This window comes from Amycolatopsis sp. NBC_01286 (assembly GCF_035982555.1).
Taxonomy (GTDB): Bacteria; Actinomycetota; Actinomycetes; order Mycobacteriales; family Pseudonocardiaceae; genus Amycolatopsis.
The window spans coordinates 4,517,015-4,531,277 of the sequence record NZ_CP108428.1; the positions used below are offsets into that span (position 1 = coordinate 4,517,015).

Below are 14,263 nucleotides of genomic sequence, written 5' to 3' on the forward strand. Positions count from 1 at the left end.
GCGGGTGAAGGACACCGGCAGTGGCAGCGGCTCGGGAGTCACGTCGTGCTCCGGTCGCGCAGTGCGGTGGCGAGTTCGGCGAGGCCGGCGGCGGTGCGCAGATCCGGCGGGTCGAGCCGGCCGACGCGGTGGTCGTCTTCTTGCAGTGCGGTGACGAACCGGGCGACGTGCTCGGGTGCCGGGGTGATGGTGGGTCCGCCGAGGTACCGCACGACGACGAGGTCCTGGCCGGAGTGGGTTTCGATGGCGGCGGCCCAGCCGCGGGTCTCGTCCCACAGCAGGGCGACGTCGCGGCCGGGGTAGCCGGGCAGCTGTTCGTCGAGGGCGACGTAGGCGGAGACCGGGGTGTCGTGGTCGACGAGGCAGGATTCAGGACCGATGCCGAGTGCGGTGGTGACGTCGGCGAGGTAGCCCCACAGGGCGGTGAGGGCGGGGTGGCCGGTCGGGATGTGCAGCGATGCGGTCACGGGCGCGGGTGCCTTCCGGGACAGTGTCGTTCGAGGACAGTGTCTTTCGAGGACAGGGCCTTTCGGGGACTTGCGGGGCCGGCGCAGGACCGGTTCGGGGTTCCGGTCCTGCGCCGGGTGGGCTCGTCAGGCCTGGATTTCCTTGTGGTCGCCGGCGGTGCCGGTGATCTCGATACGGCGTGGCTTGGCCTTTTCGGCGACCGGGATGCGCAGGGTCAGGACCCCGGCTTCGTAGTCGGCGGCGATGTGGTCGGTGTCGAGGGTGTCGCCGAGGAACAGCTGGCGGGAGAACACGCCCAGCGGCCGTTCGGAAACCTGCATCTGGACGTCGCCGCCGCCGGGGAGGGGTCGTCGTTCGGCCTTGACGGTGAGGACGTTGCGCTCGACGTCGAGCTCGATGGCGTCGGGGGTGACGCCGGGCAGGTCGAAGCAGACGACGAACTCGTCGCCGGCGCGGTAGGCGTCCATCGGCATCGCGGCCGGCTTGGACCAGGTTCCGGGGGCTGCGGCGCCGAGCACCTGCTGGGCGAAGCGGTCCAGCTCACGGAACGGGTCGGTGCGCATCAACATGGTTCCACCTCCTGGGGTCGTTGATCTGGTGTCAACACGCCCCACTGTTCTAACATGTCATCACAACGATGACAAGTGAGTAGTCGTCAAAGGGATGACAGGTGGTGGACATGGATCCGATCCGTGCCGCGCGAGACGTGCACGAGGTGGTCCTCGCGACCGGCCGCGGCGAGGTGCCGCCCGACCGGCTGCTGGGCGCCCTGGCCTCGCTGCGGTCCCTGCGTGAGCAACTCACCGGGTGGGAACCGGAGCTGATCGCCGCGGCAAGGTCCGAGGGCGTCAGCTGGGCGGCTCTTGCCCCGGCCCTGGGTGTGGCCAGCCGGCAGGCCGCGGAACGGCGGTTCCTGCGACTGAGGCCGTCGGCGACGGGCGAGACGACGGGGGAGGCGCGCGTCGACGCCGAGCGGGACCGGCGTGCGGGTGATCGCGCGGTCGCGGACTGGGCTCGGCGCAACTCGGCGGTGCTGCGGCAGCTGGCCGGTCAGGTGAATGCGCTGGAAGACCTGGACGGCGCGGCTCGCGCGGACGCCGACCGCCTCGGCGCGGCACTCGGCGGCGACGACGTCACCAGTCTGCTGCCTCCACTGGCGGCGGTTCGTGGCCACCTGGGGCGCGATCATGCGGGCCTGGCCGACCGGCTCGGCGCCATCGAAGACCACGCCGACATGGTGCGCCGTGACGCCACCGGGCACCGTCGTGATCGTGCCACCTGATCACTGCAGGACCACTTCTCGTGTCATGTGGTGGCGCATCGGAGGCTGATGGAACCCACCGCCAGGAGAACAGCTCGATCGGCCACCTGCCGGCGTGACTCGTTTCCGGCAATGGCCGCACCGTCGGTTGTGGCGCGATCGACCCGCCGCCCCGAGGACGCCGAGTGGCGAAATTCGGCACCCCTGCTCGCGGCCGTGGTCGCTGTGCGTCCCGATCACGTCGCCAGGTTGGTGGACCTCCCGCGGCGAACCCCGCGCGTCGATACCGACGAACCTCTTCTTCGTGGCTCTCGGGTGGTCAGGTCCACCGGGACGTCACGGCCGGTCGGCACACTCGCGATGCAGGGCCGCGCCACGCTTTCCGCGGTACTGACCGCGATCTGCCGCACCAGCGCGCGATGTGCGACGTCGGCCGGCCTCTCGTTCGCACGCGCGTCTGTGGTCCGGTCCCGCTCGGGATCGCCATCGGACGGCTCGGTCGTGATCACCACGTCTCCGGTCGCGCGGGCACCGACTGTCCCGTGTCGTTCACCTGGGTGGGCCTTCCGGGTGCTCAGGCGCCGAGGCGGCTGTAGATGCGGCCGGCCAGGGACGCGGCCAGCCGGTTCAGCGCGCCCAGCGGGTCGAGTTGCGCGAACTGCCCGAGCAGCTCCGCCGCCGCGTAGGCCTCGGCCTCCGACAGCACCGCCGCGCACCGCTCCCGCCGGCCCCGTTCCAGCAACCGCGTCAAGGCTTCGGCGTATTCGCTCAGGTCACGTACTCCGGCCAGGCCGTACCGCTCATCGAGCGGGCTCTGCTGCGTGATGTCGTCGCTCATGGCCGCACGCCCTCCTCATCACTCGTTCGACTGCCTTCAGAAAATCTATGACGGTCGGAGTAGACATTCAACGTCGGGTGTGTGTACTGTTCTGCTCATACCGAGAGAGACAACGTCAAGCAGGCGCGGGAGAAGACGTAACTACCCGCGAGGTGAGACAAGGCGGTCAGGCAGCACGGAGCCGATCTGGAGAACAAGGTTTCGGCTGGTGACCAGGAGTGTTGCTCCGGAGACCGGGTCGTGAAGAAGGTTTGACCGAGTAGTACCGGTCCGGAGTGGAAGTGCAGGACAAGGGCAGTGGCAGGACCGGTCAGGTGGCCGGGGCCGATCGGTGAAGGGGCTCCGGGCAGTGGCCAGCGGCGTCAGCGTGCTGGGACCGATCAGTGGAAGGGTTCCGGCAGTGACGTACGCAGCAAGTGATGTAGCGGTAACCGGTAAGTGGAAATCGCCGGAGAGAAGGGAACGGGAACATCATTGGATCGCCCGCGGCGGCCAGGCAGTACTGCCGCGCGGGTGCCGTGGTCCCATCGAGTCCGGAGGTGGTGCTCGGTCACGAGTAAGCGATCCCCGCACGATCCGGCTTCACGCCGGACGCGGGTGCAGGAAGCCGGCGGTCGCGCCGGTTGACAATGGTGAAGATCCCTACCCTCGAGGACCCCGGGTGCCGTGCGCGGCGCCCGGGGTCCTTTGTGACGTGGAGGTGGAATGATCCCAGACCAGCAAGGCCCGGCCACGCCCAGCAAGGCCGACAAGTTCGACGACGACCTGTACCCCGCCTACACGATGGGCCGGGCCGCCGACATGCTCGGCACCACGCAGGGGTTCCTGCGCAGCCTCGATGAGGTTGGCCTGATCACTCCGCAGCGGTCCGCGGGCGGGCACCGTCGCTACTCGCGCCACCAGTTGCGCCTGGCGACGCGGGTGCGGGAACTGGTCGATCAGGGCACCGCCATCGAGGCCGCCTGCCGCATCATCACCCTCGAAGACCAGCTGCACGAGGCCCAGCGCCGCACCATCGAACTCCCCACCGGCGACTGAATCCCGGCTCGGCACGCGGCCTCGGTGCCGCGTGCCGATGTGCGGCCAGGCCCGGCTTTCCGTGCCATGGCAGGGACGCCGACCACGGGCGCCTGCTGGGTGAACGAGTCTTGCTCGACGGCAGAATGACGCCTCGTCCGGCGTCCGGCGGCCAGTTCAGAGCGGAGTTTGCGGACTCGTCGACAGCTGGATTCGTCCTTGGTTGATCACCACGTCACGGGCCGAGAGCCGTTCCGCGAAGAGCACGTCGTCGCCGTCGAGCTGGGCCGTAGTGGCCGACGACCGCGGCAGGTCTTCCAGGCAGGGCATCGCCGCGTCGCGCAACGACGACCGTCGTCGGGGCCCGGCACCGGCTCGCGGTGCCGGGCCCCGACGGTGGAGTGGATCAGTTCGCGGCGCAGGCCGACGTGATGCCGTCGGCGCTTCCGGTGCCCTGGAAGCCGAATTCGGTGGACTGCCCGGCCGCGACGCTGCCGTTGTAGCCGACGTTGGTCCAGTTCACCGTGCCGCTGGTGCCGCTGTTGCCGGCGCTCCAGCCGTTGGTGACGGTCGCGCCGGAGGGCAGGTTCGTCGTCACCGTCCAGCCGTTGAGGGCGGTCGCTCCCGCGGTGACCTTCACCGTCGCCACGAACCCGCCGTTCCACGAGTTGAGGGAGACCGAGGCGCTGCAACCGCCGGGCTGGGACGTGGTCGTCGTCGTGGGCGTGGTGGGAGTCGTCGGGGTGGTCGGTGTCGTCGGCGTGGTGGTCGCGCCGCCGGCGTTCAGGGCGTCGAGGACACTCGTGTACGCGGCCTTCTTGTTCCCGTTGTTGTCGAACAGGAGCGGGTTTTCACCCGTGCGCCAGGAGTCGCTGTCGCGGATGCCCCAGACGGTGATGCCGGCGCAGCGGGCGACGGCCATGCAGGCGCGCGTGACGGTGCCGTAGACGGCGGCCTGGTTGGAGCCGGAGATGTCCAGCTCGGTGATCTGGACTTCGACGCCGAGGTCGGCGAACCGCTGCAGGTTGGCCTGGTAGTCGCCCGGGGCGGAGTTGGAGAGGTGGGACTGGAAGCCGACGCAGTCGATCGGGACGCCGCGGGACTTGAAGTCCTGCACCATGTTGTAGATTCCGGTGCTCTTGGCGTTGATCCCGTCGGTGTTGTAGTCGTTGTAGCAGAGCTTCGCGCCGGGATCGGCGGCCCGCGCGGCGCGGAAGGCGGCTTCGATCCAGTCGTTGCCGGTGCGCTGCAGGTTGGAGTCACGCCGGCCACCGCCGCCGCCGTCGGCGAAGGCCTCGTTGACGACGTCCCACGAGTAGACCTTGCCCTTGTAGTGGGTGGCGACCTGGGTGACGTGGTTGATCGCGGCCTGGCGCAGGGCGGAGCCGCTGAGGCCCTGGGCCCAGCCGGGTTGCTGCTGGTGCCACAGCAACGCGTGCCCGCGGACGCGCTGGCCGTTGCTGACCGCCTGGTTCAGGATGCGGTCGCCGCCGCTGTAGCCGAACTGGTTCTGGTTCGGTTCGGTGGCGTCCCACTTCATCTCGTTTTCCGCGGTGACCATGGTGAATTCGCGGTTCAGGATGCCGGTGTAGGTCGCGTCACCGAGCTTCCCGGCCGAGACGGCGGCGCCGAAGTACCGGCCGGTCTGAGCGGCCGACGCACCCAGCGTCGTAGCGGCGCCGGCCGAGGTGGCGAGCACCAGCGAAACCCCGAGCGACGTCGCCAGGAGCGTCGAAGCGACTGCCGCGCGGGACAATGACCGCGATGTCATCTTCATGTTCACACCTTCCGGAGTGCACCTGGGGGCCAGGCGGGGCGAGCTTTCAGTTGACGTTGGCCGAGAACGAGTTGACCGCCAGGCCGGCTCCGCCGCTCCACGGCTCGAACCCGGCCTGGACGCTGGTCAGGTACCAGGAGCGATCGACGCGCGTCCGGGCGTCGACGTCGTTGACGAAGTCCATGACGTTGAACGACCAGCCCGAGATCGGGGACTGGGCGACGTAGGAGACCACGTCGTTGCCGCCGTTGTTGCCCTGCCACACGTCCCAGCCCCGGCCGCCGAGACTGGTGGTGCCCACCCGGCCGCCGACCGGTTGCACCGATCCCGTGCGGTTGAACCAGATCATCAGCTCCATCTGGTTGACCCCCGTGGTCTTCGCGGCCGGGTCCATCCAGATGTCGTAGGAGGCGTCGAAGACGGACCCTCCGACGTAGGTGTAGGAGATCGAAGACGGTGCGCTGCCGATCCGGTTCAGCTGCCGCGGCAGGTTCGTACCGGGGGAGCAGTTCCCGTAGTGGCAACCGACGTAGACCGCCGGGTACGACAAGGGGGCGCCACCGCTGGTGGATCCCTGCTGGGTCTGGATCCGGAACCCGCTGCCGGTGACGTTGATGCACTGCTGGGCGCTGCTGCCCCACCGGTTGTTCATGACGACGTACCGGCCGCCGATCGTGGTCGTCCCGTACTGGTCGCAGATCAGGGTGTCCGCGTGCGCGGCCGGTGCCGCCGTGACGGCCGGCGCCACGAGCCCGGCTGTGACCAGTGCTACCGCGGACAGAGCGTGCTTCAGCTTCACGTGCCGCCTCCACCTCATTGTGGGAGTGTGCCTGGGAGCGCTCTCAGGCCGACCGCTTCCGATGAAACCACAGGGGAACCGGTGAGCAAAGAGTTCACCCGTGATCAATTTTCCTTTCTCCCGACGAAAGTTTCGCCGGTGATTGCCAGGGGGTGTGCGTGGCGGCTACCGTGCTGGGAGCGCTCCCAGCCTGGATCACCATCAGCACGCCGACGAAGACGAGGAGATGGCGTATGCGGGCAACGAAGTCGCGGGCCGGTCTGGTCCTGCTGGCCGCGGTGGCGCTCGGGGTGACGGCGGCCGCCGTGCCCGCGGCGGCCGCGGACTACGAGCGCGTGCTCAACGGGACCTTCTCCGGCGGCACCCTCGACCCGTGGTGGGCCGGGGCGGGGACGACCGGCCGCGTCGCCGGCGGGGAGTTCTGCACCGACGTACCCGGCGGCACGGCCAACGGCTACGACGCGCTGGCGGGTCAGAACGGGGTGCCGTTCGAGGCGGGACAGCCGTACACGCTGACCTTCGACGCGCACGCGACGAGCACCCAGCAGATCTCCGCCGTCGCGGGCGAGGCCGTGTCGCCCTACCGGCAGATCTCGCGGACCGACCTGACGGTGACGCCGTCGACGCAGCACTTCACGGTCACCTTCTCGTCCACTTTGGACTTCCCGGCCGCCGGTAACGGCCAGCTGGCGTTCTGGTTCGGCGGTCAGGCCGCCGCCAACACCGTGTGCCTGGACAACATCTCCCTCGTCGGCGGCGTCGTGCCGCCCGGTGGCCTGCCGCCGACGAGCGGCATCCGGGTGAACCAGGAGAGCTACGTGCCCGGCCTGCCCAAGCGGGCGACGCTGATCAGCGACTCGACCTCGCCGCTGACGTGGACGTTGAAGAACGCCGCCGGGAGCGCGGTGGCCACCGGCCGGACCACGCCGCGGGGCGCGGACGCGGCCTCCGGTGAGAACGTGCACGAAATCGACTTCTCCGCCTACGACACCGCGGGCACCGGCTACACGCTGAGCGTCGGGTCCGAGACCAGCTTCCCGTTCGCCATCTCCGCCGACGCGCTGCAGAAGCTGCGCCAAGACTCGCTGGCCTTCTTCTACCACCAGCGCAGCGGGATCGCGATCGACGCCGTGTACGTCGGGGCCGCGTACGCGCGTCCGGCGGGGCACGTGAACGTCGCGCCGAACCAGGGTGACGACAACGTCCCCTGCCGGTCGGACCTGAACTGCGGCTACACCCTCGACGTGCGGGGCGGCTGGTACGACGCGGGCGACCACGGCAAGTACGTGGTCAACGGCGGAATCGCGGCCTGGGAACTGCTCGACGAGTACGAGCGGGCGCTGCGGCTGGGGGACGCGAGCGCGCTGGGCGACGGCAAGCTGGCGATCCCGGAACGGGCCAACGGCGTGCCCGACATCCTCGACGAAGCCCGCTGGGAGGTCGACTTCCTGCTGGAGATGCAGGTGCCGGACGGCAAGCCCCAGGCGGGCATGGTGCACCACAAGATCCACGACGCGCAGTGGACGTCCCTGCCCACCCGGCCCGACCAGGACAGCCAGCCGCGCCGGCTGTCGCCGCCGAGCACCGCGGCGACCCTGAACATGGCAGCTGTCGCGGCGCAGGCGTCCCGGCTGTGGCGGACCATCGATCCGGCGTACTCGGCGAAGCTGCTCGCCGCGGCCGAGAAGGCGTACACGGCGGCGAAGGCGAACCCGAACGTCCTGGCCGACCCGAATGACGGCACCGGCGGCGGGACGTACAGCGACAACACCGTGAGCGACGAGTTCTACTGGGCCGCCGCCGAGCTGTTCACGACCACCGGGAAGAGCGGCTACCGCGCCGACGTCACCGGATCTGCGCTCTACCGCGGGAAGAGCTTCACGACGCACGGCTTCGACTGGGCCTCGACGGGCGCGCTCGGGGACATCACGCTCGCCGTGGTGCCCACCGACCTGCCGGCGACGGACGTCGCGGCGATCAGGACGGCGGTCACCACGACCGCCGACAGCCACCTGGCGCAGATGGCGTCGATGGGCTACCCGGCGCCCTACCGCACGGCCGACGGTTCGTACGAGTGGGGTTCCAACGGCCTGGTGGCCAACAACGGCGTGGTCCTCGCCCTGGCGTACGACTTCACGAAGCAGGACAAGTACCGGGGCGGCGCGTTCGCGGCGATGGACTACCTGCTGGGCCGCAACCCGGCGAACTACTCCTACGTCTCCGGCCACGGTGACCAGCCGGTGACGAACGTGCACCACCGGTTCTGGGCGCACCAGCTGGACGCTTCGCTGCCGACCGCCCCGCCCGGCGCGTTGTCGGGCGGTCCCAACAGCGGCCTGCAGGACCCGACCGCGGCGCGGTTGCTGGCCGGCTGCGCGCCCCAGCGGTGCTTCGTCGACGACATCCAGGCGTACTCGGTCAACGAAGTCGCGATCAACTGGAACTCGGCGCTGGCCTGGCTGGCCGGCTGGACCGCCGAGAAGTCGTCGTCCACTGTGGACACGACCGCGCCCACTGCGCCCGGCACCCCCGTCGTGTCCGCGGTGTCGAGCGGCGGTGCCACGCTGACCTGGACGGCGGCCGCGGACCCGGAGAGCGGCGTCAAGAGCTACGACGTGGTCCGCGTGACCGGCTCGGCCCGGACGGTCCTCGCCACGGTCACCGGGCCGACGGCGAGCCTGACGGGTCTATCGCCGTCGACCGCTTACACGGTTGTTGTGGTAGCGCGCAACGGCGCGGGCCTGGCGAGCCCGGACTCACCTGCCGCGCAGTTCACCACACAGCCGGCCACCCCGGCGGGCGGCTGCCAGGTGACGTACGCGGCGAACACGTGGAACGGCGGCTTCACGGCCACCGCCACGCTGAAGAACACCGGCACGACGGCGTGGACGAACTGGAAGCTCGGCTTCACCTTCCCGGGCAACCAGAAGGTGACGCAGGGGTGGTCGGCGACGTGGGCGCAGTCCGGCGCCGACGTGACCGCCGCGGCCATGCCGTGGAACGGCTCGGTGGCGCCGGGGCAGTCGGTCGCGATCGGGTTCAACGGCAGTTACACGGGGACCAATCCGAATCCGTCGGCTTTCACGGTCGACGGGAGGGCGTGCGCCTGACGACCGGCCCGCTCGCCGGGTCCCGAGAACCCGGCGAGCGGGTGTTCCCCGCTCAGAACCAGTGCCCGCGGCCGCCGACCTTGCGCCCGGTCCCACCCAGGACGGCGAGGATGACACCGGCGACGGCCAGCACGATGCCGATCGTGTACAGCACGGGAATGCCGATGAGAAAGCCGAGGACGATCAGGATGACGCCGAGGATGATCACGGTCGGGAAGCTCCTTCTGCTCGCGGAGGGCCGGGCACCGGGATGTGGTGGCCGCTCGCCCGGGCCCGGAGTGCCCAGGGATCTCCGCGGTCAAACAGACGTCTTCATCCCATCGGTCCACGAGCCTTTCAGCGCAGCGTCCACCGCTGGTTCGCCTGCCCGCTGCAGGCCCAGAGGATCAGCTGGGTGCCGTTGGCCGTGCCCTGCCCGTACGCGTCGAGGCAGAGGCCCGACTGGACCCCGGTGATCGTGCCGTCGGTGGTGACGGTCCACTGCTGGTTGGCCTGGCCGTGGCAGTCCCAGACGATCACGGGGGTGCCGTTGGCCGTGCCGTGGCCGGACGCGTCGAGGCACTTGGTCCCGCCGACGGTCAGCTCCTGGCCGGCCCGGGTCCACGCCTGACCGGTCTGCCCGCCGCAGTCCTGCAGCCGCACCTGGGTGCCGTTGGCGGCACTCGCGGCGTCGAGGCACCGGCCCGACTGCGTGCCGACGATCTGCCGGGCCGCGGACGTCCCCGGGGTGCCGATGCTCCCGGACACGGACTGCAGCGCGCCGAACCAGGTGGCGGCCATCTTGTCGTACCCGGTGGCCGTGGGGTGGATGCCGTCGGTCAGGTCGCCGGTGGTCACGGCGGAGTGCATGTCGACCAGGTGCACGTGCTTGCCGGCGTTCTGGTCGCTCTGCACGATCCCGGGGATCGCGGAGTTGAACGTGCGGACGGCGGACTCCTGCCCGGAGTCGGCGAGGGGGGTGATCATCGCGACGAAGACCTCGGCGTCCGGTGCGGTCGCGGTGATGTGGTCGATCAGCCCGGACAGCCGGGCGGGCGCGCGGCCGACGTCGTAGTTCTGCAGGACGTCGTTGGTGCCGAGGTGCAGCAGGACCGTGTGCGAGCCGGTGTTCCGCAGCCAGGTCACGATGTTCGCGTCGATCTGGTCGATGCGCCAGCCTGGGTGACCCTCGTGGTCGTGGTCACCGAGGGCGGCCGGGCCGTTGTACTGCGAGCCGGTGAAGTCGACCTGGTAGCCGCCCGCGCTCAGGCGCTGCCACAGCCCGATCCGGTACCCGCCGGGTACCTGCGTGCCTTCGGTGATGGAGTCGCCCAGCGGCATGACCCGGACGCCGCCGTTCGACTCGGCGGCCGCCGGGGTGCCCGGGAGCAACGCGCTCAGGAACAGGGCTGTCGTGGCCATGACGAGTCGGATGCGCATGGTTCTCCTCGATCGGTCAGCCGAAGGTCCACTTCTGGTTGGCTTGCCCGGTGCAGGTCCAGAGCCGGACGGCCGTGCCGTTGGCCGTGCCGCCGCCGGTCACGTCGAGGCACAGTCCGGATTGGACACCGGTGACGGTGCCGGCCGAGGTGACCTGCCAGCGCTGGTTGGCCCCGCCGTTGCAGGTCCAGATGACGACCTTGGTGCCGGGGGTGGTGCCCTGCCCGGAGGCGTCCAGGCACCGGGTGCTGTCGCCGCTGTAGACGGTCAGCTCGCCCGCGGTCGTGCGGGTCCACGACTGGTTGCCGCCGCCGTTGCAGTCCCAGATCTGCACCTGGGCGCCGGGGGTGGTGCCGGCACCGTTGACGTCCAGGCACCGGCCCGCGCCGGCCGCGCGCACCGGGCCCGCGGCCGGCCCGGTACCACCGGGGCCCGCGGCGGCGATGACCTGCTGCGCGCCCGAGGGCCAGCTGGTGCCGCTCACCTGGACGTTCCCGCTCAGGACGTTGTTGTGCGGCGAACCGGTGGCCACGTTCGTCGCGCCGCCGTTGTACCAGTTCCCGCTGAACGTGCTGTCGTCGGTGTTGTTGCTGCCGCTCGCGTTGGTGAAGGCCCACACCCCGGAGTCCTGGATCACGTTGGCCGACAGGGAAACGTAGCGGGAGCCTTCGTCCAGGTACAGGCCGACCGTGCGGTTGTTGTCGTAGACGTGGTTGTGGTCGATCGAGCTGCCCGGGTTGGCGGAGAGGTTGTAGATGCTCCCGCCGTCGTGCATGAGCTTCTTCGTGCCGTGCACCCGGTTGTAGCTGACGACGGTGTCCCGCAACGTCGTCGCGGTGGAGTACACGGGCTGGTAGGCGTACAGGCCGCGGTTGCGGTAGTCCTGGCTGCCACCGGGGTCGTTCGCGCCCCAGCCCCAGCCGACGTCGATGCCGTCGTAGGTGAGGTCGGCGACGTCGTTGTGCGTGATCACGGCGTGCGTGACGTAGGTCGACAGGATGCCGGCCATTTCCCGGTAGTCCAGGGCGACCCGGCTCACCGTGTTGTTCGACAGCGTGATGTCGCGGTCGGTCATCGCCGCGTTCGACGGGTGGTGGGCGTCCGGCCGTACGCCGCCGACCACGATGCCCGCGCCCGAGTCCTCGGTGAAGGTGTTGTGGTCCACGGTGATCGACGACGCCCCGAGGCCGACCCCGGACGCGTGGGCGTTCGCGTCGTTGCCGATGCCCAGCGCCACCTGCCCGAGGTGGGTGAAGGTGTTGCCGCTGAACGTGATCCCGGTGGCGGCCGAGACCTGGACGGCGGCCGGCGCCTGCGCCCAGCCGTTGCGGGCGCCCTCGAACAGCGGGCAGCCCGACTGGCAGGAGCTCAGGAAGTCGCCCGGCATCGATGCCGCGGCCGGGAGGAAAGTGCCGCTCTGCTGGTCGGCGTAGCCGGCCGACGTGCCGGGCGTGAGCCAGGTGGTGTGCTCGAAGTGCAGGCCGCTGAAGGTGAGGCCGCGCACCGGGTTGTCGTAGCCGCCGCTGATCTGCAGGAGGGACGTCAACCGCGGCAGCTCCACGTCGTGGCTGCCGGGAGCCCAGCCGCTCGGCGCCTTGTAGTAGAGCTTCCCGGCCTGCGGGTCGAGGTACCACTGGCCGGTGTTCTTGAGAAAGGAGTAGGAGTTCTCCAGGAACAGCCGGCCGCCGCCGAAGGGCTTGGCGAGGGTGTCGTAACCCCAGTTGTTGTTGTTCCACGCGGGTTGCTGCATGACGACCGAGGTGCCGCTGACGTGGTCGACGGGGGAGTACCGGTCGGTGAAGGAGTTCTGGCTCTCCACTTCGATCCGGTTCTGCTGGGGCAACGTCGCCAGGTAGTCCAGCGCGGAGTTGACGATGGTCATGCCGGCGGTGGTGATCTGCACGTCGCTGCGGGAGATCGGGATCGAGGCGCGTGGCGCCGTCGCGCCGTCGACGAACAGCTGCCGCGAGTCGGCCCCCCGCGGCACCGAAGCCACCCAGACGTTCTGGCCCGCGTCCTGCACCGTCCAGCCGGTGACCTGCGTACCGCCGGACAGGATCGGCGTCTGGCCGGAAGCGGCCCGCCAGGTGACGGTGTGGCCGTTGCGCCCGGAGTCGGCGCTGGTGAACGTCAGCGGAGCGGCGAGCCGGTAGGTGCCGCCGGCGAGCTGCACGACCACGTCGTCGGCGGCGGACCGGGCGCGGGCCAGCTGCTGCGCCCTGGCCGGGGTGGCGACGGGCTGCTCGGGGGTGCCGGGGTCGGCGTCGTCACCGGTGGGCGACACGGCGATGGTGACGGTCGCGGCGTGGGCGGGTGGCGCGGCGAGCGCGGTCACCACGAGGGCGGTGACGAGCGCGGCGGCCACGGATCCGGTGCGCGGCGGCATGGCGGTACCTCTCCGGGGACGGGTCTCGGGCGCCCGAAAGTCCACAGTGGACCAGGCGAACCTGGGAACGATGTGTACGACTCATACGAGGTCAAGGTCGGGTCGACGTCAAGAGACGAAAGGACCCATCGTCCCCATCCGGCATCGTCACCTGCGGGAACGTATGTAAGTTTCACCTTGGGCTTTCCGGGTGTTGACCGGACAGGTGAGCCGCGAGGTACAGTCACTGAACGGCGCCCACAGAGTCATACTCATCGGGTGACTCGTAACGAGGAAGCCGCACCGCCGGCCCCGTACCGGCCCGGCTACGAAGTGGTGGCCGAGCAGATCCTGAATCTGATCGCCGAGCTGGAACTGCGGCCCGGTGACCGGATGCCGACGGAGGTCGAGCTGGCGGCGCGGATGGGCAGCAGCCGGACGGTGGTGCGGGAGGCCGTCAAGATCCTCTCGGCGATCGGCCGGGTACGAGCGCACAAGGGACGTGGGCTGTATGTGTCCGACGACGAGAGCATGCTCGGCGCTTCCCGGTGGGGCGGTTTCTTCCTCCCTGCCGATCTCGACCACGTCTACATGCTGTTCGAGTTCCGCCGGGTCCAGGAGACCGCGGCCGGCAGGCTGGCCGCGGGGAACGCCACCCCGGTCGAGCTGCGCGCGATCGAGGCCGCCGCCGAGACCTGCCGGTACGGTCACCTGACCGGGCAGAGCGCGCTGTTCGATCGGGGCGACAACGACTTCCACCTCTGCGTCGCCACCGCGTCGCACAACCGGTTCCTCGTCGCGGCCGTGCGCGAAGCCCGCCGCCTGCAACGCCAGACGAACATCATCGGAATGTCCGGCGCGACAGGCGGCCACGCTTCGGACGCGATCGAGGAGCACGCCGCCATCTACCGGGCGATCCGTGACGGCGACCCGGACGAGGCGGCCCGGGCGGCCGCCGTCCACCTCGACAACACCCTGGAGGACTATCGGCGCGAGATCCAGCGGCGTCTCTTCGGTCAGTGAGCAGAGAAGTGCGTACTCGGGGCCTGGCTTCGGGTACGCAGTCCTGTGCTCACTCCTTTGTGGACGGCCGCCATCGAGGGACGGGCACGATCCGGTGCGGATGAGTAAGTTTCACCGCGCATTGACCTTTGCCGCCGCCCGCTTCTATCTTGGCTCTTGCCTGTTCGGTCGGTGACCGGACGATTC

The 14,263-nt window shown here is 70.0% G+C and carries 14 protein-coding genes; 4 read left to right on the forward strand and 10 right to left on the reverse strand.

The features are described from left to right. Positions 1-38: 38 nt before the first annotated feature. Positions 39-467, reverse strand: a complete 429-nt coding sequence (locus OG570_RS21780; RefSeq protein ID WP_326958826.1) for a DUF6292 family protein — start codon at positions 465-467, stop codon at positions 39-41. A 126-nt stretch (positions 468-593) separates the two neighbouring features. Then, positions 594-1,037 (reverse strand): Hsp20/alpha crystallin family protein, encoded by a 444-nt coding sequence (locus tag OG570_RS21785; protein ID WP_326943769.1) that lies wholly within the window; start codon positions 1,035-1,037, stop codon positions 594-596. Between the two features lie 110 nt (positions 1,038-1,147). Between OG570_RS21785 and OG570_RS21790 the strand changes: the two genes are divergently transcribed. Further along, complete coding sequence (locus OG570_RS21790) at positions 1,148-1,750, forward strand: HSP18 transcriptional regulator (protein ID WP_326958828.1); 603 nt, start codon at positions 1,148-1,150, stop codon at positions 1,748-1,750. Between the two features lie 215 nt (positions 1,751-1,965). On the opposite strand, the gene OG570_RS21795 is transcribed toward OG570_RS21790, so the two are convergent. Next, positions 1,966-2,238 (reverse strand): hypothetical protein, encoded by a 273-nt coding sequence (locus OG570_RS21795; protein WP_326958830.1) that lies wholly within the window; start codon positions 2,236-2,238, stop codon positions 1,966-1,968. Positions 2,239-2,303: 65 nt separating this feature from the next. Further along, the gene (locus tag OG570_RS21800; protein WP_326958832.1) at positions 2,304-2,567 is read right to left on the reverse strand and encodes a hypothetical protein; all 264 of its coding nucleotides are present in this window, start codon (positions 2,565-2,567) and stop codon (positions 2,304-2,306) included. A gap of 705 nt (positions 2,568-3,272) precedes the next feature. Between OG570_RS21800 and OG570_RS21805 the strand changes: the two genes are divergently transcribed. Then, entirely contained in the window at positions 3,273-3,605 is a 333-nt protein-coding gene (locus tag OG570_RS21805) for a helix-turn-helix domain-containing protein (protein WP_326943766.1), read from the forward strand. Positions 3,606-3,761: 156 nt separating this feature from the next. Here the strand turns inward: OG570_RS21805 and OG570_RS21810 are convergent, their stop codons facing one another. The 3 genes from OG570_RS21810 to OG570_RS21820 all read right to left on the reverse strand — a co-directional run bounded on the left by OG570_RS21810 (position 3,762) and on the right by OG570_RS21820 (position 6,160). Further along, on the reverse strand, positions 3,762-3,929 hold the full coding sequence (locus tag OG570_RS21810) for a hypothetical protein (protein WP_326958834.1): 168 nt from the start codon (positions 3,927-3,929) through the stop codon (positions 3,762-3,764). Between the two features lie 61 nt (positions 3,930-3,990). Further along, positions 3,991-5,361, reverse strand: coding sequence for an endo-1,4-beta-xylanase (locus OG570_RS21815; protein ID WP_326958836.1), 1,371 nt, complete (start codon positions 5,359-5,361; stop codon positions 3,991-3,993). Positions 5,362-5,407: 46 nt separating this feature from the next. Further along, entirely contained in the window at positions 5,408-6,160 is a 753-nt protein-coding gene (locus OG570_RS21820; RefSeq protein ID WP_326958839.1) for a GH12 family glycosyl hydrolase domain-containing protein, read from the reverse strand. 233 nt (positions 6,161-6,393) lie between these two features. Between OG570_RS21820 and OG570_RS21825 the strand changes: the two genes are divergently transcribed. Further along, positions 6,394-9,270 carry a glycoside hydrolase family 9 protein gene (locus OG570_RS21825; RefSeq protein WP_326958841.1) on the forward strand — a complete coding sequence of 959 codons (2,877 nt, stop codon included), beginning with the start codon at positions 6,394-6,396 and terminating at the stop codon, positions 9,268-9,270. Positions 9,271-9,322: 52 nt separating this feature from the next. Here OG570_RS21825 and OG570_RS21830 read toward each other — a convergent pair whose 3' ends face one another. The 3 genes from OG570_RS21830 to OG570_RS48310 form a co-directional block, all read right to left on the reverse strand. Beyond that, on the reverse strand, positions 9,323-9,478 hold the full coding sequence (locus OG570_RS21830; RefSeq protein ID WP_247056273.1) for a hypothetical protein: 156 nt from the start codon (positions 9,476-9,478) through the stop codon (positions 9,323-9,325). Between the two features lie 128 nt (positions 9,479-9,606). Beyond that, positions 9,607-10,689, reverse strand: a complete 1,083-nt coding sequence (locus OG570_RS21835; protein WP_326958843.1) for an RICIN domain-containing protein — start codon at positions 10,687-10,689, stop codon at positions 9,607-9,609. Positions 10,690-10,705: 16 nt separating this feature from the next. Continuing rightward, positions 10,706-13,075, reverse strand: coding sequence for an RICIN domain-containing protein (locus OG570_RS48310; RefSeq protein ID WP_442788290.1), 2,370 nt, complete (start codon positions 13,073-13,075; stop codon positions 10,706-10,708). A gap of 258 nt (positions 13,076-13,333) precedes the next feature. Between OG570_RS48310 and OG570_RS21845 the strand changes: the two genes are divergently transcribed. Then, complete coding sequence (locus tag OG570_RS21845; RefSeq protein WP_326958845.1) at positions 13,334-14,077, forward strand: FadR/GntR family transcriptional regulator; 744 nt, start codon at positions 13,334-13,336, stop codon at positions 14,075-14,077. The last annotated feature ends 186 nt before the right edge of the window (positions 14,078-14,263 follow it).

Coding starts and splice junctions, on each gene's coding strand:
- OG570_RS21785 (WP_326943769.1), bottom strand. CDS start 1,037: ATGTTGATGCGCACCGACCCGTTCCGTGAGCTGGACCGCTTCGCCCAG.
- OG570_RS21790 (WP_326958828.1), top strand. CDS start 1,148: ATGGATCCGATCCGTGCCGCGCGAGACGTGCACGAGGTGGTCCTCGCG.
- OG570_RS21800 (WP_326958832.1), bottom strand. CDS start 2,567: ATGAGCGACGACATCACGCAGCAGAGCCCGCTCGATGAGCGGTACGGC.
- OG570_RS21805 (WP_326943766.1), top strand. CDS start 3,273: ATGATCCCAGACCAGCAAGGCCCGGCCACGCCCAGCAAGGCCGACAAG.
- OG570_RS21815 (WP_326958836.1), bottom strand. CDS start 5,361: ATGAAGATGACATCGCGGTCATTGTCCCGCGCGGCAGTCGCTTCGACG.
- OG570_RS21825 (WP_326958841.1), top strand. CDS start 6,394: ATGCGGGCAACGAAGTCGCGGGCCGGTCTGGTCCTGCTGGCCGCGGTG.
- OG570_RS21835 (WP_326958843.1), bottom strand. CDS start 10,689: ATGCGCATCCGACTCGTCATGGCCACGACAGCCCTGTTCCTGAGCGCG.
- OG570_RS48310 (WP_442788290.1), bottom strand. CDS start 13,075: ATGCCGCCGCGCACCGGATCCGTGGCCGCCGCGCTCGTCACCGCCCTC.